The organism is Prosthecodimorpha hirschii, assembly GCF_001305515.1.
In the GTDB taxonomy this organism is placed as follows: domain Bacteria; phylum Pseudomonadota; class Alphaproteobacteria; order Rhizobiales; family Ancalomicrobiaceae; genus Prosthecodimorpha; species Prosthecodimorpha hirschii.
Genome location: NZ_LJYW01000001.1, coordinates 2,319,383 through 2,340,926, shown reverse-complemented (window position 1 = coordinate 2,340,926; position 21,544 = coordinate 2,319,383). Strand labels below are relative to the sequence as shown.

The following is a 21,544-nucleotide window of genomic DNA, read 5'->3' as shown; positions in this document are numbered from 1 at the left end:
CGCCAAAACGACCAAGGCCGCGATCGGAGCCCGATCGCGGCCTTGTCGGATAACTGCCGGTCTTCCGATGCCGGCCCGCCGGGGCCGGGCGTCAGCCGCCGAAAATGGTGGCCTTCAGATAGTGGCCCATGCCCTGGCCGCAGGCTGCCGCCGTGTTGCCGTGGCAGGCGACCTCGTAGGCGCCCATCCAGACCATCTTGAGCGCCACGTAGAAGATGACGAAGAAGCCGAGCCACGCGATCCAGCGGTAGCGGGTCAGCAGATGGGCGATCAAGGTAGCGGCCGCGCCCATCAGGGCGACCGAGAGCAGGAGGCCGACCACCAGCACCCAGACATGCTCGCCCGCGGCGCCGACCACGGCGAGCACGTTGTCGAGCGACATCGACACGTCGGCGACCACGATCTGGACCATCGCGTCCATGAAGCTCGCGCCCTGGCCGGCGGCTTCCGTCGCCACCGCACCGGCCACGGCCGCCCCGCCGACCGCGGTCGCGACCTCGGCGCCCTCGGTTCCGGACAGCGACTGCTCGGCCATGGTCACCGCGGCCTCTTCCTCCTCCACCGTCTCGGTGATCTCCCGGTACATCTTCCAGCAGACCCAGAGCAGCAGGATGCCGCCGGCGAGCGTCAGCCCGACGATCGACATCAGCTTGGTGGCGACCAGGGCGAAGATGATGCGCAGCACGACGGCGCCGCCGATGCCCCACAGGATGACCTTCTTGCGGATCGACGGATGCACCGCCGCGGCGGCCATGCCGACCACGATGGCATTGTCGCCGGAGAGGACGACGTTGATGAAGATGACGTTGGCGAGCGCGATCAGCTCGGGATAGAAGTCCTGAAACATGGGCGATCCTTGAGCCGCTGGACAGTGAAGCGCATAACCCGTTCGTCCCGTCTGCGGACGGGACGTCGGGATCGGCTGGTTGCGGTCGGATTCCCCACTCCGAACCGCCCCGGCAGGGCCGTGGGCGATCGGGAATGGGGACGTCGACCTCGATCCACCGGTAGCCGATCGGGCAGTCGGTCGCAAACGGTTTACTGGGTGGTTCTGGCATTTCATGTTCCAGATCCGCCGATGCGTTCGTGCTGTCAGCTATTCGTCACACTTGGTCAGCTTTCTGTCATGTCATGACAGCTTTTCGTCATCTTGTGAAACCTTCCCGCGGCGGGTGCCGCATCCTATCCGTCAGGAGCCGACATGGCCGGAAGCCAGGACTACGCCGCCGATCCGCGCAATGAACATGTGAAAATCTACCTGAACGGCGCCCTGGTTCCGCGCGCCGAGGCCAAGGTCTCGATCTTCGACGCCGGCTACGTTCTCGGCGACGGCGTCTGGGAGGGGTTCCGCCTGCACAAGGGCACCGTCGTGTTCGCCGACCGGCATTTCGACCGCCTCTATGCCGGCGCGAAGTCGATCGACATGGATATCGGCATGGCCAAGGCGGAGCTCGCCGCCGAACTCGACCGGATGCTGGCCGAGAACGGCATGTCGGACGGCGTGCATATCCGCCTGATGGTCACGCGCGGCCTGAAGAAGACGCCGAACCAGGACCCGCGCCACACCATTTCGAAGGCCACGATCGCCATCGCGGCCGAGTACAAGCTGCCGTCGCCCGAACTGGCCAGGACCGGCCTGTCGCTGTTCACCTCGACGATCCGCTGCTCGCCGCCCGACATGTTCGACATGCGGCTCAACTCGCACAGCCGCCTGAACCTGATCCAGGCGCTGATCCAGGCCATCAAGGCCGGCGCCGACGAGGCGCTGATGCTCGATCCGCACGGCTTCGTGTCGAGCTGCAACGCGACCAATTTCTTCTTCGTCACGAACGGCGAGGTCCGGACCTCGTCCGGCGCCTATTGCTTCAACGGCATCACGCGCGCCCATGTCATCGAACTGTGCGAGCGCCACGGCGTGCCGATCCGGCTCGGCAACTTCACCCTCGCCGAGGTCTACGATGCCGACGAGGCCTTCGTGACCGGCACCTTCGGCGGGCTGACCCCGATCCGCCGCATCGACGGCCGCGACCTGCCGACCGCCCTGCCGGGACCGGTCACCGCCCGCCTGCGCCGGCACTATGCCGACCTGATGGACGAGGATGCCGGCGTGATCGAGGCCTGATCGGCCGACCGCCGGGCTCGGCCGCAGCCGGCTGCCGCCCGGCGCGGCCCCGGGCACCGGCAGGCGGCGGTCGCAGTAGGGGGCGGATATGGGCAGCCTCCGGCGCGCCGGAGGCTGGGCCTACTCGGCGCGCTTCGGGGCCAGGACGCGGGGATTGGTGCGGGCCGGGTCGACCTCGACCACATCGACGCCGACCGAGAGGCCCTGCGGGCCGGAATAGACGATCACGCCGTCGACCGGCGAGACGTCGGCATAGTCCCGCCCGACGGCCAGCACCACGTGGCTGTCGCCGGCCGCGATGGCGTTGGTCGGATCGAGGCCGATCCAGCCTTCCGCGGGGCCGCACCAGATCTCGACCCAGGCATGGGTGGCATCCGCACCGGCCAGACGGGGACGGCCGGGCGGCGGCTCGGTCCGCAGGTAGCCCGACACGTACCGGGCCGGCAGGCCGAGGCCGCGCAGGCCGGAGATCATCGCATGGGCGAAATCCTGGCACACGCCGCGCCGCCCGGCGAACACCTTGGCGACCGGAGTGGTCACGTCCGTGGCGGTCGGGTCATAGGCGAAGTCGGACCGGATCCGGCGATTGAGCTCGACCGCGCCGTCGAGGATGCGCCGGCCGGGCGGGAAGGAGCGCGCCGCATAGGTCGTCGCCTCGTCGACGAGCGGGACCGAGCGGCTCGGGAAGACATAGTGGACCGGATCCTCCGGAGCGAGGCTGAAGCCGGTCGCGGCGAGATCGGCGATGGTCTCCCAGGTCGGCGTGCTGCCCGGCCGGGGGAGATCGCGGGCGACCACCGACACGGTCGAGGCGGCATGGATCTCCAGGAAGGCGTGCGGGGTGCGCAGCGTGATCCGGGTCGTCCGGTTGCCGAAGAAGTCGACGCCTTCGCTGCGCTCGGCCGGCCGCGGGTCGACCACGAGACTGGTCGCCAGCACGCGCTGGCCGGGCCGGTCGACAGGGGTCAGGTGCAGCATGTTGCGCGTGACCGGGACCGTCGCGCGATAGTGATACCGCGTGACATGGGTGACCTCGTAGATCATGGGCCGCCGGTCTCCCCCATCGATCCGCCGCCCGGGCCGATCTCGTCGGCGGGCTCCTCGCCGGCGCTTTCGCCGAAGTAGCGGCGCGTGATCGCGTCGGAGAGCTTCATCAGGCGGATCTCGACATCCATGATCATGTCCGCGTCGAACTCCGCCGGATCGGCGGATTTCAGCAGGGCGGCGAGGCGCAGGGCGGCGCGCGCGGCGTCGTCGGCGCGGCCGTCATGGCGGCTGGACAGATGCGTCAGATGCTCGACCAGGCGATCCAGCTGGAAGGCGGCGGAGCGCGGATGGGTCTCGTCGAGCAGGACCAGGTCGAGGACGGTCTTCACCGAGGGCCCGGAAATGTAGCGGGCGCGGTGCACGATCTGGCTGTCGGTCAGTTCCAGGAGCCGGATCAGAAGGTTCGAGCCGGCCTCCGGCTCCGCCAGGCGCCGGGCGTAGCGCGCGACCGCGATCGCCCGCTCGATGCGCGCGCCCATGTCGAGGAACCGCCAGCCGGACGGCCGGTACATGTTCTCGTGGGCGAGGCCGGTAAAGGCCGCGATGGTTCGCAGGCCCAGGTCTGCGGCGGCGAACAGGTCCGCCTCGTCCTCGTCGCCGTCGCGGTCGACATCGCCGACCGTCTCGTTGCGCTCCGACGACGGCCGGGGGAAGACGGCGGTCAGATCGGCCAGCGCTCGCCAGGCATCCGGCGACAGCCGGTCGCGCACCACGGAAGCGGTGCGGCGGGCCTCGCGCGCCAGCTGCGGTGCGGCGCCGACCGAGGTGCCGCCGAGCGCCTCGCGCACGATCTCGGCATAGTCGTCGAGCCCGAACGGCGTCGCCCCCCAGGCGGCCAGGAGATCGGCGACATGGCGGGTGGAGGGGCCGTCGCCGGTATCCGGGCCGTCGTCGCTGGTCTGTCCGGCGAGGCTGCGGGCGAGCCGCAGGGTGGCCTCGGTGCGCTCCAGATAGCGGCCGAGCCAGTAGAGATTGTCGGCGGCCCGGCTCGGCAGGGCACCGGTATCGCGCCGGATTTCGACCTGATCGGGGTCCGGCACCAGAAGGCTCGGCTCCGGGGCGGCGCCGGTGGCGACCCAGACGTCGGCCGAGCGGCCGCCGCGCTGCATCGACAGGGCGCGCGCGTCCGGCCGGTCGGAAATGCGGCAGAGGCCACCCGGCATGACCGTCCAGCCGTCCGGTCCGCGCACGGCGAAGACGCGCAGCGCGAAGGGACGCGGCTGCAGCCGCCCGCGCTCGAAGACCGGCGTCGTGGCCAGCCGCACCGGCTCCTGGCCGACGAAATCGGTGCCGCGCCGCTCCATGGCGGCGATCAGCCGCTTCAGGTCCTCCGGCGACAGGTCGGCGCCGTTGACGCCCATATTGTCGAGCGTGCCGCGCAAGGTGCGGCCGAAGGCGGGTGCGAGCGCCTTGGCGCGGATGTCGCCGATCACGGCGGCGCGCGCGTCCGGATCGCCGCACCACCAGGTGGCGAGGTTGGACAGGCGCAGGTCTTCGCCAAGCAGGTGCCGGGACAGCGCCGGCAGGAACGGCATCAGGGCGGGTGCCTCGACCAGTCCGGCGCCGAGCGCATTGGCGATCACCACCGTCCCGGCGCGCACCGCCTGCATCAGGCCGGGCACGCCGATGCGCGAATGGGCGTTGAGTTCGAGCGGGTCGGCGAAATCGGCATCCAGCCGGCGCAGGATCACGTCGGCACGGATCGGACCCTCCACGGTCCGCAGCCAGACCTGATCGCCGCGCACCGACAGGTCGCCGCCCTCGACCAGCAGGAAGCCGAGCACGCGGGCCAGATAGGCATGCTCGAAATAGGTTTCGTTGGCCGGGCCGGGCGACAGCAGGGCGATGCGCGGCTCGTCGCGGCCGGACGCCTTGGCGAGGCCGGAGCGCAGCGCCTGGAAGAAGCGCGTCAGCCGTTCGATCCTGAGCGCCCGGAACACGTCCGGCAGGCCGCGCGACGACAGGGCGATCCGGTTCTCGATGGCGTAGCCGGCGCCCGAGGGCGCCTGCGTGCGGTCGCCGAGCACCCACCAGCGGCCGTCCGGTCCGCGCGTCACGTCGGCGGCGAAGACATGCAGATGATGGCCGCCGGCCGGTTTCACCCCCACCAGGGGACGCAGGAACTCCCCGTTTCCGGCGACCAGCGCGGCCGGCAGGTGACCTTGGCGGACAAGGTCGGCGGGGCCGTAGAGATCGGCCAGGATCGCTTCCAGAAGCTCGGCGCGCTGGACGACGCCGGCGGCGAGGGTCGACCAGTCGGTCTCGGCGAGGACGAGCGGCAGATGCGACAGCGGCCAGGGCCGCTCGGCCCCGGTCTCGTCGCCATAGACCCGGTAGACCACGCCGGCATCGGCCAGATGCCGGTCGGCCAGCGCGAAGCGGCGGCGCACCTCGTTCGGACCGAGCCCCGCGAGCAGATTGAGCAGAGGCAGCCAGTGGGCGCGCGGGCGCCCGTCCTCCGCCATCATCTCGTCGTGGACGCCGGCCTCCGGGCGATAGCCGGCCATCAGCGCCCGCACCGCCTCGCTTCCCGGAGCGCCTGCGCTCCCGGCGAAGCGCATCTCGAATTCGAGCTGGGCGGTCTCGGTCATTCCGAATGGAACCTCAGAGGCGGGGCGGCGGACGGCGCAGGTCGAGCGTCAGCGGGAAGTCGAGGCTGCGCTCGTCCGGCGGGACGGCCGCGAAGCCCGGTGTATGGCCGTGATCGAAGAAGCGGGCAAGCCGGCGCGCCTCGGCCTCGTAGGAATTGACCGGGAAGGTATCGTAGTTGCGCCCGCCCGGATGCGCCACATGATAGACGCAGCCGCCGAGCGACCGGCCGGTCCAGCGGTCGAGCACGTCGATGGTCAGCGGCGCGTTCACCGGCAGGGTCGGATGGATGCCCGAGGCCGGCTGCCAGGCCTTGTAGCGGATGCCGGCCACGAATTCGCCGGAGCGGCCGGTCGAGGTCATCGGCACCCGGCGGCCATTGGCCGTGACCACATGCCGCGCCGGATTGAGGCCCTCCGCCTTGACCTGCAGGCGTTCGGTGGAGCTGTCGACATAGCGCACCGTGCCGCCCGCCGCGCCCTCCTCGCCGGTGACGTGCCAGGGCTCCAGCGCGGTGCGGATCTCCAGCTTCACGCCGGCATGCTCGACGGCGCCGTAGAAGGGGAAGCGGAACTCGCGCTGCGCCTCGAACCAGACCGGGTCGAAGGCGTAGCCGGCGCAGTTCAGATCGTCGAGGACGCCGAGGAAATCCTCCCAGACGAAATGCGGCAGCATGAAGCGGTCGTGCAGCGCCGTGCCCCAGCGGGCGAATTCGCCCTCCTGCGGCTCCCGCCACAGCCAGGCGATGATCGCCCGCAGCAGAAGCTGCTGGGCGAGGCTCATGCGGGCGTCCGGCGGCATCTCGAAGGAGCGGAACTCGACCAGTCCGAGCCGGCCGGTCGGGCCGTCGGGCGAGAACAGCTTGTCGATGCAGATCTCGGTGCGGTGCGTGTTGCCCGACACGTCGGTCAGCAGGTTGCGGAACAGCCGGTCCGTCAGCCAGGGCAGCGGCGGATTGCCGGTCCAGGGCGTCGGCACGTTGGCGAGCGCGATTTCCAGCTCGTAGAGCGCGTCGTGGCGGGCCTCGTCGATGCGCGGCGCCTGGCTGGTCGGCCCGATGAACAGGCCGGAGAACAGGAACGACAGCGAGGGCCGGCGCTGCCAGTAGAGCACCAGGCTCTTCAGGAGATCGGGGCGGCGCAGGAACGGACTGTCGACGGGGAAACGGGCGCCGACCACGACATGGTTGCCGCCGCCCGTGCCGGTGTGGCGGCCGTCGACCATGAACTTCTCGGTGCCGAGCCGGCTGTGCCGGGCATCCTCGTAGAGGCCGGTGGTGATCGCGACGCATTCGTCCCAGGTGCCGGCCGGCTGGACGTTGACCTCAATGACGCCGGGATCGGGCGTCACCTTGATCACGTCGAGGCGCGGATCCCACGGCGGCGGATAGCCCTCGATATGAACCGGCACGCCGACCGTGGCGGCGGTCAGCTCGACGGCGGCGATGAGTTCGAGATAGTCGTCGAGGGCGGAGACCGGCGGCATGAAGACATGCAGCACGCCGTCGCGCGGCTCGACCGTCATCGCGGTGCGCACCTGGTTGGCGCCGATCTCCTCGAGGAAGCGCTGGGTCGCGCGCGTCGGGGCTTCCGAGCGGCTGTAGACCTGCGCCAGTTCGTCGGGATCGGGCAGCGGCGGCAGCTGCAGGAAGGTGTCGCGCTCGGTGATGTAGGGGTAGTTGGCCGGCGGGATCCAGGGCAGCGAGGCGATCGGCAGGCGGTAGCCGACCGGGCTGTCGCCGGGGATCAGGAACAGCTTCTGGCGCCTGAGCCGCCACTTCTCCGAATACCAGCCGGTGCCGGCCGCCGCCTGCCAGCGCTGCACGGGCAGCACATAGCCGGTCGGCCGGGCGAGACCATGCTCGAACACCTTGGCGATGCGGTGCCGGTCCTCCGGGTTTTCGAGCTTGGAGTCCTCGGTGGTGACGTTGTCGGGGAGTTCGATCTCCCGCAGAATCCAGTGCGCCGGATCCTCATAGGCCGGAATGACGTAGTCGGCGCCGATGTCGAGCCGCTCGGCAATGCCGGCGCAGACCTTCTGGGCGGCCTCGACGGTGGCGTTGCGCGGACCGGCCTCGCGGGCGATCAGGTCGGGATTGCGCCAGATCGGCTTGCCGTCCTTGCGCCAATAGAGCGCGAAGGACCAGCGCGGCAGGCTTTCGCCCGGATACCACTTGCCCTGGCCGTAATGCAGGAACCCGCCGGGCGCGAAGCGCTCGCGCAGGCGCCGGATCAGGTCGTCGGCCCGGTCGCGCTTTGTCGGTCCGACCGCGGCGGTGTTCCACTCGGCCGACTGGTAGTCGTCGATCGACACGAAGGTCGGCTCGCCGCCCATGGTCAGGCGGACGTCGTGCTTGACCAGATCCGCGTCGACCTTGCGGCCGAGATCGTCCAGGGCCGCCCAGGCATCGTCCGAGAAGGGCGCCGTGACGCGCGGCTTCTCGGCGATGCGGGTGACCCGCATGTCGAAATGGAACTCGACCTCGGCCTGGCCGCCATAGGCCGAGACGGTGCCGGTGATCGGTGCGGCGGAGCGGTAGTGCGGCGTTCCGGCGAGCGGGATATGGCCCTCGCCGGCGAACAGACCGGAGGTCGGGTCGAGGCCGACCCAGCCGGCGCCCGGAATATAGACCTCGCACCAGGCATGCAGGTCGGTGAAGTCGTGATCGGTGCCGGACGGGCCGTCGAGCGCCGCGATGTCGGCCTTGAGCTGGATCAGGTAGCCGGAGACGAAGCGGGCGGCGAGGCCGAGCCGGCGCAGAAGCTGGACCAGCAGCCAGCCGGTGTCGCGGCACGAGCCGGAGGCGAGCGTCAGCGTGTCGTTCGGCTCCTGGACGCCCGGTTCCATCCGGATCACATAGCGGATGTCCTGCGACAGGCGCTGGTTGACGGCGACCAGGAAGTCGACGATCGGCATTTCGCCGCGATCGATGCCCGCCAGATAGGCCTCGAATTCCGGCCCGGTCGGCTCGGTGACCAGATAGGGCGCCAGTTCCACCGCCAGTTCGGGCGTGTAGGCGAAGGGGTACTTCTCGGCATAGCTCTCGACGAAGAAGTCGAACGGATTATAGACCGCCATCTCCGCGAGCAGGTCGACCTCGATGCGGAACTCCGTCGTCTTCTCCGGGAAGACCAGGCGCGCCAGCCAGTTGCCGTGCGGATCCTGCTGCCAGTTGATGAAATGCTGTTCGGGCACGACCTTCAGCGAATAGCTCGGCACGCGCGTGCGCGAATGCGGTGCCGGGCGCAGCCGGATGACCTGCGGGCCGAGGGTGACCGGCCGGTCGTAGCGGTAGGCGGTGACGTGGTGAAGGGCGGTCAGGATGGCCAATGTCGGGCTCGCTGGCTGTCTCGGCTGAGGCATCGGCCCCGATCGAAGCGGGGCCCCGAAGGGATCCGAACCTTTAGCCTAGTTCCTGGGCAACGGTATGCAAAGCCTTCACTTTGGGCGGCGCCATGCGACCGCCGCCCGTGGCGGAACGGCAACGGCTCCCTGGGATTCGGGTCTTGCAGCCATGCGATCGGCGAGGCCGCGCATCCGCTGGGCCGCGCCGATGACAAATGCCGTTAGGGATCCGCCGGGTCTTGCCGGAGCGGCAGGTTCGCGCTCCCATGGCGGCCGCCTCTCACGAAGGGTTTCTCTGTGCGAATCCTGTCCCGCCTCGCCGTCGGCCTCGTCGCCGCCCTGACATCCGTTTCGATCCGCACCGCCGGCGCGGCCGAAACGGGCTTTCCCTGTGCGGGCTCGTTCCTGCCGCTCGAGCGGCGCCACGACCTGCCGGTGCTGCTGACCGGACTGTTCCTGCCGCTGGCCGTGCTCGACGCGGCGTTGCGCGACCATCTCGGCGAGAAGCCGCGCAAGCCGGTGACCGTCCGGGTGGTCGGCGCCGACGGCAAGCCGGTGCGCGGCGCCCGGATCGGCGTGCTCTACCAGGACAAGGATCTGCCCCGTTTCGTCGTCGACGACGAGGCCGGCACGGTCGCGCTGCCGGAGGGGCCCTATGTGGTCAATGCCGTGCTGCCGGGCAAGGCGATCGCCTGGGGCACCGCCCGGTTCCGCGTCGGCCCTGGAGCGACGCCCGCCGTCACCGTCAAGCTCGACCGCACCCTTCCGGCCATCGCGCCGGTCGCGGTGGAAGCCGCCGCGCCGGGCGGGGCGGTGGTTTCGGTGCCGCTGACCGGCTTCAGCGAGGGGATCTATGGCCTCAAGGCCGATCCAGGCAGCGCGCTGATCCGCGAGGTCTGGCCGAACGAGATCGGGCAGGGCGAGGTGGCGCTACCGTCCGAACCGGGCGCCTACCGGATCGTCTACATGACCTGCGCGCCGCGCGTGACGCTCGCCGAATGGCCGATCCGGGTCGGAAAGCCGGACATCGCCCTCGACGTGCCGGGTTCGGTGACCGCTGGCGACAGCTTCGAGGTGACCGTGCGCGGACGGTCGGGTCTCGCCGCCAGATCGCCGGAACTGCTCGGACGTAAGGCCGATGACGGTGCGCGGGTCTACGACCGAGGCGAGGCGGTCGTCGGCGGCGGCGAGACCGCCCGGCGCTACAGGCTGACGGCGCCGCCGCTGGCGGGTCGCTACCGCGTCGTCGTTTCGGTCGAGGCGAACGAGAAGGACGTGCTGGCCGAGCGCGAGCTTTCGGTCGCCGCCAGGACCTACGTGGTCGGACTGCCGGACGCCATTTCTCTCGGCGAGCGGATCAAGCCCGAACTGGCCGGGCCGAGCGGCATCTCGATCGAGCTCTGGGCGCTCGACAAGTCCGGTCGCCCCACCCGCATGGTCGCCGAAGCCATCAAGGGCAACACCGAACGCTTCCCCGCACCGGAGGGGCGCTACGAGGCGCGGCTGGTGACCTTTTCGGACGGCATCGTCCTGGCCCGCAAGACCGTCACCGTCACCGGACGGGCCTTCGGCGATGTTGCCGGCGAGGTCGCGCGCGGCGGGACGCTGCCGGTCACCTTCGCCATGAAGGCCCTGTTCTTCGACAAGGTCGGCTTCCTGCCGGCCGGCGTTCCCCTGCCGCGCTTCGGCACCGACGCGCTTCACGACGTGCGCAACCGGACCGAATTCGAAGTGCCCGCGCCCTCGAAACCCGGCCGCTACGACCTCGTCTATGTCTATGGCCGCCCGGGCACGGCCGATGCGGTGATCGAACGCGTGCCGGTCACCGTCAAATGAAACGGGCCGATCCGAGGATCGGCCCGTCGATATCGGGAACGGGTCGCTCGCCGCGGATCAGCGGGCGAGGCTCTCCAGTTCCTTGAGGATGGCGGCGCCCATCTCCTGGGTGCTGACCGCGTTGGAGCCCTTCTCGGCGATGTCCTTGGTGCGGGTGCCGGTGGCCAGCACGTTGGCGATGGCCTTGTCGAGCAGGTCGGCGGCCTCGCCGAGGCCGAAGGAGTAGCGCAGCGCCATGCCGACCGAGGCGATCATGGCGATCGGATTGGCGAGGCTGCGGCCGGCGATGTCCGGCGCCGAACCGTGCACCGGCTCGTAGAGCGACTTGCGCTGGCCGGTGCTCGGGTCGGGTGCGCCGAGCGAGGCGGAGGGCAGCATGCCGAGCGAGCCGGTCAGCATGGCGGCCACGTCGGACAGGATGTCGCCGAACAGGTTGTCGCAGACGATCACGTCATACTGCTTCGGCCAGCGCACGAGCTGCATGGCGCAGTTGTCGGCGAGCACGTGCTCGAGCTGCACGTCCGGATATTCTTCCTTGCCGATCTTGGTGACGACCTGGTTCCACAGCACGCCGGACTTCATGACGTTGCGCTTCTCGGCCGAGGAGACCTTGTTGCGCCGGGTGCGGGCGAGATCGAAGGCGACGCGGGCGATGCGCTCGATTTCGTGGGTCGTGTAGAGCTGGGTGTCGACCGCGCGCTTCTCGCCGTTCTCCAGCGTGACGATCTCCTTCGGCTCGCCGAAATAGACGCCGCCGGTCAGTTCGCGCAGGATCAGGATGTCGAGGCCCTCGACCACGTCGCGCTTCAGCGAGGAGGCGTCGGCGAGCGCCGGATAGCAGATGGCCGGGCGCAGGTTGGCGAACAGGCCGAGATCCTTGCGCAGGCGCAGCAGCCCGGCTTCCGGACGGGCGTCGTAGGGCACGCCGTCCCACTTCGGGCCGCCGACCGCGCCGAACAGGACCGCGTCGGCCTGGTCGGCGAGCTTCATCGTCTCCTCGGAGATGGCCTTGCCGCAGGCATCATAGGAGGCGCCGCCGACCAGCGCCGTTTCGGTCTCGAAGGACGCGATGCCGCGCTTGCCGAACCAGTTCAGAATGCCCTTGGCCTCTCCCATGATCTCGGGGCCGATCCCGTCGCCGGGCAGGAGAAGGAGATTGTGGGACGCCATGGGGTTCCTCGCAGGGTCTGGGTGGCCGGGACGCGTCGGGGCGGAGCCGGAACGAGCGGCGTTCTTTAGCAAGCGTCCTCAAGGGCGGCAACGTTCGGCATGCCGGCCAGGCGACGGTACGAATAGGTACCGACCGGCTCGGCGGCCCGAGCCGGCCCGGGCCGGCCCGCGACCTGTTCCGCCCGCGTCAGCCGGCCGGCATGGCGACCCGCGCGGCGCCGGTGTCGTCCGGCGCGGCATCGCCGAGCGCGTGCCATTGATCGGCGGCCTCGTCATAGACATGCAGTTCGCCCAGGCTGATGTCGAACCAGGCCCCATGCAGGGCGAGCTTGCCGCGGCTTTCCAGGGTATTGACGCAAGGGAAGCTGCGCAGGTTGTTCAGCGAGTGCCGGATCGAGATGCGCTCCAGGAGCAGGCGGCGCTGGTCGGGCGCGAGGCCCTGATGGCAGGCGCATTCGGCGACGGGTTGCTCGAGCAGCGAAATCCACTTGCCGATGAAGTCGCCGGGCGAGAGCGGCTCGGCATTCTCGTTGAGCGCGGCCGCGATGCCGCCGCAGCGGCCATGGCCCATGACCACGATGGTCTTGACCCTGAGCGCCATGACGGCGAATTCGAGCGCGGCCGAAGTGCCGTGGTGCTCGCCGTCCGGAGTATAGGGCGGCACCAGGTTGGCCACGTTGCGCACGACGAAGAGATCGCCGGGCGGCGCGTCGAAGATCAGTTCGGGCGCGGCGCGGCTGTCGCAGCAGGCGATGATCATGGTCTCGGGCTTCTGGCCGGCCTCGGCCAGATGGCGATAGCGTTCGTGCTCGACCGTGTACCGGCCCGACCGGAAATTCCGATACCCGTGGAGAAGTCGCGTTGGCAGCATGGCAGGCCCTCCGTTCCGTTCGATCGCATGAAATCGCAGCCGCGGCGAGACTAGATGGTGCGGCGCAGCGATCTGTCACGGTCCCGGAGAGACTTTTCCTATAGCCCGAAAGGACGACCGGCGCCGGGGGTGCCGACGCCGGTCGCAAGGTGCGCGGAGAGGGTCAGATGTTCTTCTTGCCCATTTCGGCGGCGATATACTCGGCCTGCCGGGTGGCGAGCGCCACGATCGTCAGGGTCGGGTTTTCGGAGGCGCCGCTGGTGAACTGGCTGCCGTCGGAGATGAACAGGTTCTTCACGTCATGCGTCTGGCCGTATTTGTTGCAGACGCCGTCGCGCGCATTGGCCGACATGCGACAGGTGCCGAGATTGTGGGTCGACGGATAGGGCGGGGTCGGGAAGGTCCGCACCGCACCGACCGCGTCATAGACCGCCGCGCCCTGCTTCCAGGCGTGGTTGCGCATGGCGATGTCGTTGGGATGGTCGTCGAAATGCACGTTCGGGACCGGCATCCCGTACTTGTCCTTCTGGGTGGCATGCAGGGTGATGCCGTTCTTCTCCTGCGGCATGTCCTCGCCGACGATCCACATGCCGGCCATGTTCTCGTAGCCGTCCATGGCCGAGGTGAAAGACCGGCCCCAGCCGCCCGGATCCAGGAACGCCGCCATGAAGGGCAGGCCGAGCGAGAGCGTCTCCATCTCGTAGCCGGCCGCAAAGCCGCGCTTCGGATCGTGGACGGACTCGTCCTTGATGATCCCCGCCATGGTGGTGCCGCGCCACATCTTCACCGGCTTCTCGAACACGGCATAGACCGAGGCGGTCAGGTGGCGCATGTAGTTGCGCCCGACCTGGCCGGACGAATTGGCCAGGCCGTTCGGGAACTGGTTGGAGGCGGAGTTGAGCAACAGCCGCGGCGTCTCGATCGAGTTGCCGGCCACCGCCACGATGCGCGCCTTCTGGCGCTGGACCGTGCCGGACTTGTCGGCATAGACCACCGCCGTCACCTTGCCGGAGGCGTCGTGCTCGATCTTCAGCACGTGGCTGTTCGGCCGGACCTCCAGGTTACCGGTCGCCTCGCCCTTCGGGATTTCCGAATAGAGCGTCGACCACTTGGCGCCCGACTTGCAGCCCTGGAAGCAGAAGCCGATCTGCTGGCAGGCGCCGCGGCCGTCGCGGGGCTGCGAGTTGATCGACATGTTGCCGGTCGAGACGGTCTTGTAGCCGAGCTTCTTGGCGCCGGCTTCGAACACCTTGTAGTTGTTGTTGCCGGGCAGGCCGGGAATGCCGTGGGTCCGGGTGGTGCCCATCCGGTTCTCGGCCTTCTCGTACCACGGCTCCATTTCGGCGAGCGTCACCGGCCAGTCGAGCAGGTTGGCGCCGGCGATCTCGCCATAGGTCGTCCGGGCCTTGAACTCATGCTCCTGGAAGCGCAGCGAGGCGCCGGCCCAGTGGATGGTCGAGCCGCCGACGGCGCGCACGATCCAGGCCGGAAGGCCCGGGAAATCGCGCGCCACGCGCCAGGATCCGGAGGTGGTGCGCGGGTCGAGCCACGAGATCTTCGAGAAGTTCGACCATTCGTCGTTCTCGAAATCCTCGATCTCGTGCCGTCCGCCCGCCTCAAGGCAGACGACCTTGATGCCCTTGAGGGCGAGGTCGGTCGCCAGCGTGCCGCCGCCGGCGCCGGAGCCGATCACCACGACGACGCTGTCGTCGTCGAGCTTGAAGGGTGCAGCCATGGGGTTGTCCTCCCTGCCGGTCAGAGCCAGGCGATGTCGTTGAAGCCGCGGTTGATGTAACCGCCCTTGGAAGCGGATTCGCCCTCGTAGCCGAAGAGCGGCCAGACTTCCTTCTGGTTGTAGAGGCTGACCACCAGGGTGCCGCGCACCTTCTGGAAGAAGCTGTCCTTCTCCATGCCCTTCAGGATCGCCACGCGGTCGGCCTCCCAGCCGACATCCGCATAGCCGACGCCATGGGCGGCCTTGGCCTTGGCGTCGAGGCCGGCAATGCCCTCCTCGACCAGCGCCTTGGCGCCGGCGTCCCTGGCCGCATCGGTGTCGAAGCCCTTGACGGCGACCGCGTAGAAGCGGTCGGCGAGCCGGTCATGCGGATAGATGTCGCGGGCCATCCGGATCAGGGTCCGGAGCGTGGTCGGCTTCAGGGCCTGCGCCTCCAGCGCCCAGGCCTCGGTGGGGCAGAAGATCGCCCCGCCCTTGACCACGATGGCGGCAGCGGTGCCGGTCAGCAGGAAATTGCGTCGGCTGAGGCCCTTCTTGTCCGGGGCCGGCAGTTCATCGCGCTTGGTCATTCGCGTTCCTCCCGAGTGTCGATCGGCCGGCCTCCCGCCGGCCGGTATCAGCGGTAGCGTCCGTGGGTCTGCAGCACCTCGATCTTGTAGCCGTCCGGATCCTGGACGAAGAAGAAGCGGGCCATCAGGCCGCCGTCGCGGTGGAACTCCTTGATCGGATTGGGATTCAGTCCGGCCGCGACGAAACGGGCATGCTCGGCGTCGAGATCGGCCACCGCGAAGGCGACATGGCCGTAGCCGGTGCCGAGGTCATAGGGCTCGGTGCGGCCGTGATTGATCGTCAGTTCGACTTCGAAATCATTCTCGGCATTGCGCAGGTAGACGAGCGTGAAGCCGTCGAAGTCGAACCGGTCGGCGACCGCGAGGCCGAAAGCCTGACCGTAGAATGCGACGGATCGGGCCTCTTCGAGGACCCGGATCATCATGTGGATTGCCTTCGCCATGCCATCCTCTTGGACTGGGAGCCGTGCCGGGCTGCCGCGCGATCACATCGCCGACAGGGATTTCAGATACCGGATGATCAGCTTGCGCTTCTCTTCGTCGGCCTGGCGGTAGTTCATGACGGTGCCGGGCCGGGTCAGCTGGGCGTTGGTGATCCAGGGTTCGAGCAGATCCTCGGTCCAGACCTCGCCCCAGGACTGCAGTGCGGGGGAATAGGCGAAGCCGGGCAGGGTTCCGGCCTTGCGTCCGATCACGCCGTGGAGATTGGGACCCTGGCGCGGCGCGGCGCCCGGCTCGACGCTGTGACAGGTTCCACAGCTCTTCAGGAACTGGGCCTTGGCGGCCTCAAGGTCGTCGGCGCGGGTCGGGACCGTCAGGACAAGGACGGCGGTCGCCTGGGCAAGGAACATCGTTGCCGCAACCGCAAAGGCTGCAGTCTTCCTGGTACGGAACAAGTGCGCTTCCTCCAGCGGATCCGTTTGCGGATCTTCGTGGCTTCTGGAGGGAGTGTAGGCGTTCGCCGGCGGAGCGGGTGGTAGGTCTATACTACAAGCGCGCTATTCGGCCGCCGCGAGCGGGTAGCGGAAATCCCGACGTGCCTCGACGACGAGCGCGGCCTCGGCCTCGTCGCGGCCGCGGATCTCGGCCAGATAGGTGAGGCAGGCGCAGCGCAGCAGCGAGGCGAAATTGGCCACCTCGCCATGCCGGTCGAGGATCTCGTCATGCAGCTTGGTCAGGAACTTCGGCAGCGTGACGCCCTGCTGGTCCGCGATCTCCTCGAGAATCTGCCAGAAGCGCAGTTCGAGACGGATCGAGGTGGCGTGGCCGCCGAGCCGGACGGACCGGGTCTGGAATGCGTAGGTCGCCGGCGGCAGGCTCGCGAAAATCTGGCACATTCGGTTCCTCCCAGGGCGCACCCGATCTGACGTCGGGTGTCGCCTCATACTTTATGCGCAGACGCCGCCGGACACTACTGGCCTTTCTGAGGAGGATCGCGGACGCAATACCGGCGAAACGAAAAAGGGGTAGCTCTAGGGAAGGCGCCGGTGGTCCGGCCGCGCGGACCCATCCCGGAAGGCTTCCCGGAGCCTCCGCAGGGTCATGGCGGTGTCAAAGCGTCATCCATGGAGGGGACGGGCATGCTCCGCAGAGCCTTCCGGGCGCCGGCCGCAGCGGCCGCCATCCTCTTCGCGCTGCCCGCCGCCACCGCCCCGGCCCAGGAGATCGGCGGCGTCTATGCCGTCAAGGGCACCAATTTCGACGGCACGACCTATCGCGGCAAGGCGACCATCTCGCTGACCGACAGCACCAATTGCCGCATCGTCTGGGAGACCGGCGGCGCCACCTCGGTCGGCATCTGCATGCGCAATCTCGACGCCTTCTCGGCCGCCTATGCGCTCGGCCATTCGTTCGGCCTCGTCGTCTACCACATCCAGCCGGACGGCTCGCTCGAAGGCGTCTGGAGCACGGCCGACCAGTCCGGCGCCGGCACCGAGACACTGACGCCGCAGGCCGCGCAACGGTAGCCGTCAGTCTTTCGGCGAACGCCGGGCGTTGCCCTGTTCGACTTCCTCGTCAATGATCGTCACCAGATTGGAGAACAGCCTCGCGACCTCGAAGGCGCCGCCATATTCCAAACTGTTTTCGAGCGCATAATTAATGCGGATCAAGGCATCGAATTCGACATGCTTGATCGCGAAATGCGTGCCGTATTCGTCGATCACCACGCACCACTGCAGCGGAATGCCGTGCTTAATGCGGGCCTCCAGGGCGATCAGTACCTCGCCGAAGGCAATCGCGAAGGCTTCCGCGGCTGCGGACACGGCCGCCCTCGTGATCGGATCGTCGATCAGGGACTGGAGGATCGCCAGATCGGTCGGCTGTCGCATCAGGCGGGCCCCGGGCAACGCGGTCGCAGTCTTGTCGGCGGCCGTGCGCCAGAGCATTTCCAGAACGGGCCGGTCGGCCGGGGTCAGACGGCGGATGATCAAGGTCATGGCGGCGTGCCCAGGCCGTTTCTCTCGATCGACAGGCTAGCGCAGGTGCAACCTCCGATAAAGCGCGGAGCCACGCGAAGGCCCGCCGGATGAGGTTTGGACGGGCGGCGACCGTTCTGCCGATCTGCCGCAGCCGGCCTCGCCCCGGTTGCCCCGCCGCGCAATCGCGTCTATGCGGAGGACCCCTTTCAGAACCGGCCAGAAACCCATGCCCGCCCTCCGCGACCACCGCCGCATCGTCGTCAAGATCGGCTCCGCCCTGCTGGTCGACCGTGCCACCGGCGCCCTGAAGCAGCCGTGGCTGGAAAGCCTCGCCGACGACGTGGCCGGTCTGATGAAGGGCGGCGCGGAGGTGATCCTGGTTTCCTCGGGCGCCATCGCGCTCGGACGGGGTCGTCTCGGCCTGCCGAAGGGCGCGCTGCAGCTGGCCGAAAGCCAGGCGGCCGCTGCCGTCGGCCAGATCGCGCTGGCGCGGGCCTATTCGGAAGTGCTCGGCGCCCACGGCTTCACGGCCGCGCAGGTGCTCCTGACCCTCGACGACACGGAAAGCCGCCGGCGCTATCTGAACGCCCGCGCCACCCTGTCGGTGCTCCTGGAGCGCCGCGCCGTGCCGGTGATCAACGAGAACGACACCGTCGCCACCACCGAGATCCGCTACGGCGACAACGACCGCCTGGCCGCGCGCGTCGCCACCATGATCGGCGCCGATCTCCTGGTGCTGCTGTCCGACATCGACGGCCTCTACACCGCCCCGCCCAACGACGATCCGAACGCGAGGCTGATCCCGGTCGTGGAGCGGATCACGCCCGAGATCGAGGCCATGGCCGGCGGGGCCGGCTCGGAACTGTCGCGCGGCGGCATGAAGACCAAGATCGAGGCCGGCAAGATCGCCACCGATGCCGGCACGGCGATGATCATCACGCTCGGCAAGCGGCTGAACCCGCTCGGCTCCATCGATGCCGGCGCGACCGCGACCTGGTTCCTCGGCCAGGGCAGCCCGGTGACGGCACGCAAGAAGTGGATCGCCGGCTCGCTCGACGCGCGCGGCACGGTCCATGTCGATGCCGGCGCGGCCGGGGCGCTGCGGCGCGGCAAGAGCCTGCTGCCGGCCGGCTGCACCCGCGTCGAGGGCCGCTTCGCGCGCGGCGACGCGGTCCTGATCCTCGGCCCGGGCGGCGAACAGCTCGGCCGCGGCCTCGTCGCCTTCGATGCCGACGACGCGGCTGCCATGCTGGGACGCAAGACCCATGAAATCGAGGCGGTTCTCGGCTATACGGGTCGCACGGTGATGATCCACCGCGACGACATGGTCCTGAGGGGCGAATGATGCTGGAAGCCCGCGTGATCGAAGGCTCGACGGTCGAGGAGACCATGCGCGAGATCGGCCGCCGTGCCCGCGGCGCCGCACGGGTGCTCGCGATCGCGCCGACGGCCGTCAAGAATGCCGCGCTGGCCGCGATGGCCGCGCAGATCCGGGCGGCCGCCCCGGCGATCCTGGCCGCCAATGCCGAGGATGTCGCCACTGCGGTTCGCGACGGGCTTGCCGCCAGCTTCCTCGACCGGCTGACCCTCAATCCGGCGCGCGTCGAGGCGATGGCGCGCGGCATCGAGGAGATCGCCGCGCTCGCCGATCCGGTCGGCCGCGTGCTGGCCGGCTGGACCCGCCCGAACGGCCTCGTCATCGAGCGCGTCGCGACGCCGCTCGGCGTGATCGGGATCATCTACGAGAGCCGCCCGAACGTGACGGCGGATGCCGGCGCGCTGTGCCTGAAGAGCGGCAATGCGGCCATCCTGCGCGGCGGCTCGGACGGCTTCCGCTCGTCCTCGGCGATCGTCGCCGCCCTGCGCGAGGGCCTGCACGAGGCCGGCCTGCCGGTGGATGCGATCCAGCTCGTGCCGACCCGCGACCGGGCTGCGGTCGGCGCCATGCTGCGCGGGCTCGACGGCGCCATCGACGTGATCGTGCCGCGCGGCGGCAAGAGCCTGGTGGCGCGCGTGCAGGACGAGGCACGCGTGCCGATCTTCGCGCATCTGGACGGCAACTGCCACGTCTACGTCCATGCCGCGGCCGATCTCGCCATGGCGCAGGCGATCGTGGTCAACGCCAAGATGCGCCGCACGGGCATCTGCGGCGCGGCCGAGACCCTGCTGGTCGACGCCGCCGTGGCCGAGACGCATCTGCCGGTGCTGGTCGCGGCTCTCCGGGCGGCCGGCTGCCGCATCCGCGGCGATGCGGCGACGCGCCGGCTGTGCCCGGAAGTGGACGCGGCCGAGGAGGCCGACTGGTCGACCGAGTATCTCGACGCGATCATCGCCGTGAAGGTGGTCGACGGCCTCGACGCGGCGATCGACCATGTCGGCCATTACGGCTCGCACCATACCGACGCGATCGTCACCGACGATCCGGCCGCGGCGGCGCGCTTCATGGCCGAGATCGATTCCGCCATCCTGCTCTGGAACGCCTCGACCCAGTTCGCCGACGGCGGCGAATTCGGCATGGGGGCGGAGATCGGCATCGCCACCGGCAAGATGCACGCGCGCGGGCCGGTCGGCGTCGAGCAGCTGTGCTCGTTCAAGTATCGCGTCACCGGCACGGGTCAGGTCCGTCCGTGACCCCGGACGGCGCCACGCCGGAGCCGCGCCCCGAGGACCTCAAGGTGCCGCCGGTCGTCGCCGGCCTGCGCGTCGGCCTGTTCGGCGGCTCGTTCGATCCGCCGCACCAGGGCCATCTCCACGTCGTCGAGACGGCGCTGGAACGGCTCCGCCTGGACCGGGTCTGGATGATGGTCACGCCCGGCAACCCCTTGAAGAACCGTGCCGGATTGCCCCCGCTCGCCGCCCGCATCGAGGCCGCGCGCGCCCTGGTGCGCCATCCGCGCGTGGTCGTGACCGGCCTGGAGGCCGGCTTCGGCTCGCCCTTCAGCTGGGAGACGGTGCGCCGGCTGACCGCCTGCCTGCCGGCGGTCCGTTTCGTCTGGATCATGGGCGCCGACAATCTCGGCGCGTTCCATCGCTGGCAGCACTGGCGTCGCATCGCCGACGCGGTGCCGATCGCGATCGTCGACCGGCCCGGCCACACCCTCGCGGCCCTGTCGAGCCCTGCCGCCCGGGCGCTCGCCGGCCGCCGCATCCCCGAACACGAGGCCGCCTCGATCCTGGACGCGCCGCCCCCCGTCTGGACCTTCCTGCACGCCCCGCGCTCGCCCCTGTCCTCCACCGCCCTGCGCCGCGCGGGCGTGCGGTAGGGGCGGATACCGGAGATGCCGATCTGCACTTTTGCAGCTGCCATTCCGTGATCTTGGGTTTACCTTCGGTTGAAAGCGTTGCGCAGCGCTGGATGGGAGAGACTATTATTGCATTTCTCGTTAAGTGAAGGTGTTTTTCATGTCGATGTCAGTCCATATCGTATTCTGCGGTTCCGTTCCTGGTGTTTTTGACGTGCAGGCGGTTTTGGAGAAAAATGGATTTGAGCTTTCCTTGATCGAAGATCTGGTAACATTTGAAGTTCACTCTGGTTATCTACCCGTGCGGCGTGTCGGGCGGCCATCGGGTGCCGCATTCAAGCTGGGTGGACTTGAGGAAATTCGCCAGATCGAAAACTGGGCCAAGGTCGGCTTCGACCAGAAATTCGACAAAGTGGCTAATCTGTATTTCGCTGGAGATCTGGAAGCATTTGCAATCGCATATGCCTTTGCGTCCGCTTTCGCATCTACTACGGGCGGGGTGGTGATTGACAGTGAACAGCGCATCCTTCAGGATTCTGTGGAAGCATTGGAGGTAGCCAGACTGATCTGGATCTGCGCGGATGAGCTGACAAATAAT

Annotated in this window: 19 protein-coding genes; 7 read left to right on the top strand and 12 right to left on the bottom strand. The window is 69.0% G+C overall.

Annotated elements, in window-relative coordinates:
* Window positions 1-91: 91 nt before the first annotated feature.
* On the bottom strand, window positions 92-847 hold the full coding sequence (locus ABB55_RS10255) for a YjbE family putative metal transport protein (protein WP_054358722.1): 756 nt from the start codon (window positions 845-847) through the stop codon (window positions 92-94).
* 354 nt (window positions 848-1,201) lie between these two features.
* Here ABB55_RS10255 and ABB55_RS10250 point away from each other — a divergent pair, with 354 nt between their 5' ends.
* Window positions 1,202-2,122: an aminotransferase class IV gene (locus ABB55_RS10250; protein WP_054358721.1), complete on the top strand. Its 921-nt coding sequence runs from the start codon at window positions 1,202-1,204 to the stop codon at window positions 2,120-2,122.
* A 120-nt stretch (window positions 2,123-2,242) separates the two neighbouring features.
* Here ABB55_RS10250 and ABB55_RS10245 read toward each other — a convergent pair whose 3' ends face one another.
* From ABB55_RS10245 to ABB55_RS10235, 3 genes are read right to left on the bottom strand one after another with little or no spacing between them, the layout of a single operon-like run.
* The gene (locus tag ABB55_RS10245; protein WP_054358720.1) at window positions 2,243-3,166 is read right to left on the bottom strand and encodes a transglutaminase family protein; all 924 of its coding nucleotides are present in this window, start codon (window positions 3,164-3,166) and stop codon (window positions 2,243-2,245) included.
* A complete protein-coding gene (locus ABB55_RS10240) occupies window positions 3,163-5,760 on the bottom strand; it encodes a circularly permuted type 2 ATP-grasp protein (protein ID WP_244472016.1) in 2,598 nt (865 codons plus the stop codon). Before ABB55_RS10240 ends, ABB55_RS10245 begins: the two co-directional genes overlap by 4 nt.
* A 13-nt stretch (window positions 5,761-5,773) precedes the next feature.
* Window positions 5,774-9,088, bottom strand: a complete 3,315-nt coding sequence (locus tag ABB55_RS10235) for a transglutaminase family protein (protein WP_054358719.1) — start codon at window positions 9,086-9,088, stop codon at window positions 5,774-5,776.
* A gap of 312 nt (window positions 9,089-9,400) precedes the next feature.
* On the opposite strand from ABB55_RS10235, the gene ABB55_RS10230 reads away from it, so the two are divergent.
* Window positions 9,401-10,939, top strand: a complete 1,539-nt coding sequence (locus ABB55_RS10230) for a carboxypeptidase-like regulatory domain-containing protein (protein WP_054358718.1) — start codon at window positions 9,401-9,403, stop codon at window positions 10,937-10,939.
* A 57-nt stretch (window positions 10,940-10,996) separates the two neighbouring features.
* Here ABB55_RS10230 and leuB read toward each other — a convergent pair whose 3' ends face one another.
* The 7 genes from leuB to ABB55_RS10195 all read right to left on the bottom strand — a co-directional run bounded on the left by leuB (window position 10,997) and on the right by ABB55_RS10195 (window position 16,621).
* On the bottom strand, window positions 10,997-12,109 hold the full coding sequence (leuB, locus tag ABB55_RS10225; protein WP_054358717.1) for a 3-isopropylmalate dehydrogenase: 1,113 nt from the start codon (window positions 12,107-12,109) through the stop codon (window positions 10,997-10,999).
* 187 nt (window positions 12,110-12,296) lie between these two features.
* Window positions 12,297-12,980, bottom strand: coding sequence for a carbonic anhydrase (locus ABB55_RS10220; protein WP_054358716.1), 684 nt, complete (start codon window positions 12,978-12,980; stop codon window positions 12,297-12,299).
* A gap of 163 nt (window positions 12,981-13,143) precedes the next feature.
* Window positions 13,144-14,715, bottom strand: a complete 1,572-nt coding sequence (locus tag ABB55_RS10215; RefSeq protein ID WP_054358715.1) for a GMC family oxidoreductase — start codon at window positions 14,713-14,715, stop codon at window positions 13,144-13,146.
* Window positions 14,716-14,735: 20 nt separating this feature from the next.
* Window positions 14,736-15,284 carry a gluconate 2-dehydrogenase subunit 3 family protein gene (locus tag ABB55_RS10210; RefSeq protein ID WP_054358714.1) on the bottom strand — a complete coding sequence of 183 codons (549 nt, stop codon included), beginning with the start codon at window positions 15,282-15,284 and terminating at the stop codon, window positions 14,736-14,738.
* A 47-nt stretch (window positions 15,285-15,331) separates the two neighbouring features.
* Window positions 15,332-15,727: a VOC family protein gene (locus tag ABB55_RS10205; RefSeq protein ID WP_054358713.1), complete on the bottom strand. Its 396-nt coding sequence runs from the start codon at window positions 15,725-15,727 to the stop codon at window positions 15,332-15,334.
* A 42-nt stretch (window positions 15,728-15,769) separates the two neighbouring features.
* On the bottom strand, window positions 15,770-16,180 hold the full coding sequence (locus ABB55_RS10200) for a c-type cytochrome (protein WP_244472015.1): 411 nt from the start codon (window positions 16,178-16,180) through the stop codon (window positions 15,770-15,772).
* Window positions 16,181-16,282: 102 nt separating this feature from the next.
* Window positions 16,283-16,621 (bottom strand): ribbon-helix-helix domain-containing protein, encoded by a 339-nt coding sequence (locus ABB55_RS10195; RefSeq protein ID WP_054358711.1) that lies wholly within the window; start codon window positions 16,619-16,621, stop codon window positions 16,283-16,285.
* Window positions 16,622-16,864: 243 nt separating this feature from the next.
* Between ABB55_RS10195 and ABB55_RS10190 the strand changes: the two genes are divergently transcribed.
* Window positions 16,865-17,251: a hypothetical protein gene (locus ABB55_RS10190; RefSeq protein ID WP_054358710.1), complete on the top strand. Its 387-nt coding sequence runs from the start codon at window positions 16,865-16,867 to the stop codon at window positions 17,249-17,251.
* Window positions 17,252-17,254: 3 nt separating this feature from the next.
* Here ABB55_RS10190 and ABB55_RS10185 read toward each other — a convergent pair whose 3' ends face one another.
* On the bottom strand, window positions 17,255-17,722 hold the full coding sequence (locus ABB55_RS10185; RefSeq protein ID WP_054358709.1) for a DUF3806 domain-containing protein: 468 nt from the start codon (window positions 17,720-17,722) through the stop codon (window positions 17,255-17,257).
* A 208-nt stretch (window positions 17,723-17,930) separates the two neighbouring features.
* Between ABB55_RS10185 and proB the strand changes: the two genes are divergently transcribed.
* From proB to ABB55_RS30310, 4 genes are all read left to right on the top strand, one after another.
* On the top strand, window positions 17,931-19,049 hold the full coding sequence (gene proB, locus ABB55_RS10180; protein WP_083463513.1) for a glutamate 5-kinase: 1,119 nt from the start codon (window positions 17,931-17,933) through the stop codon (window positions 19,047-19,049).
* Window positions 19,046-20,335: a glutamate-5-semialdehyde dehydrogenase gene (locus ABB55_RS10175; RefSeq protein ID WP_054358707.1), complete on the top strand. Its 1,290-nt coding sequence runs from the start codon at window positions 19,046-19,048 to the stop codon at window positions 20,333-20,335. Before proB ends, ABB55_RS10175 begins: the two co-directional genes overlap by 4 nt.
* Window positions 20,332-20,967 (top strand): nicotinate-nucleotide adenylyltransferase, encoded by a 636-nt coding sequence (locus ABB55_RS10170; protein WP_054358706.1) that lies wholly within the window; start codon window positions 20,332-20,334, stop codon window positions 20,965-20,967. Before ABB55_RS10175 ends, ABB55_RS10170 begins: the two co-directional genes overlap by 4 nt.
* Before the next feature lie 139 nt (window positions 20,968-21,106).
* Window positions 21,107-21,544: hypothetical protein (locus ABB55_RS30310; RefSeq protein ID WP_160321207.1), on the top strand; the 438-nt coding region annotated here is incomplete at its 3' end.

Excerpts from the sequence above, each read along its gene's own strand:
- ABB55_RS10255 (WP_054358722.1), bottom strand. The coding sequence starts at position 847 with ATGTTTCAGGACTTCTATCCCGAGCTGATCGCGCTCGCCAACGTCATC.
- ABB55_RS10250 (WP_054358721.1), top strand. The coding sequence starts at position 1,202 with ATGGCCGGAAGCCAGGACTACGCCGCCGATCCGCGCAATGAACATGTG.
- ABB55_RS10245 (WP_054358720.1), bottom strand. The coding sequence starts at position 3,166 with ATGATCTACGAGGTCACCCATGTCACGCGGTATCACTATCGCGCGACG.
- ABB55_RS10240 (WP_244472016.1), bottom strand. The coding sequence starts at position 5,760 with ATGACCGAGACCGCCCAGCTCGAATTCGAGATGCGCTTCGCCGGGAGC.
- leuB (WP_054358717.1), bottom strand. The coding sequence starts at position 12,109 with ATGGCGTCCCACAATCTCCTTCTCCTGCCCGGCGACGGGATCGGCCCC.
- ABB55_RS10220 (WP_054358716.1), bottom strand. The coding sequence starts at position 12,980 with ATGCTGCCAACGCGACTTCTCCACGGGTATCGGAATTTCCGGTCGGGC.
- ABB55_RS10215 (WP_054358715.1), bottom strand. The coding sequence starts at position 14,715 with ATGGCTGCACCCTTCAAGCTCGACGACGACAGCGTCGTCGTGGTGATC.
- ABB55_RS10210 (WP_054358714.1), bottom strand. The coding sequence starts at position 15,284 with ATGACCAAGCGCGATGAACTGCCGGCCCCGGACAAGAAGGGCCTCAGC.
- ABB55_RS10205 (WP_054358713.1), bottom strand. The coding sequence starts at position 15,727 with ATGGCGAAGGCAATCCACATGATGATCCGGGTCCTCGAAGAGGCCCGA.
- ABB55_RS10195 (WP_054358711.1), bottom strand. The coding sequence starts at position 16,621 with ATGTGCCAGATTTTCGCGAGCCTGCCGCCGGCGACCTACGCATTCCAG.
- ABB55_RS10190 (WP_054358710.1), top strand. The coding sequence starts at position 16,865 with ATGCTCCGCAGAGCCTTCCGGGCGCCGGCCGCAGCGGCCGCCATCCTC.
- ABB55_RS10185 (WP_054358709.1), bottom strand. The coding sequence starts at position 17,722 with ATGACCTTGATCATCCGCCGTCTGACCCCGGCCGACCGGCCCGTTCTG.
- proB (WP_083463513.1), top strand. The coding sequence starts at position 17,931 with ATGCCCGCCCTCCGCGACCACCGCCGCATCGTCGTCAAGATCGGCTCC.
- ABB55_RS10175 (WP_054358707.1), top strand. The coding sequence starts at position 19,046 with ATGATGCTGGAAGCCCGCGTGATCGAAGGCTCGACGGTCGAGGAGACC.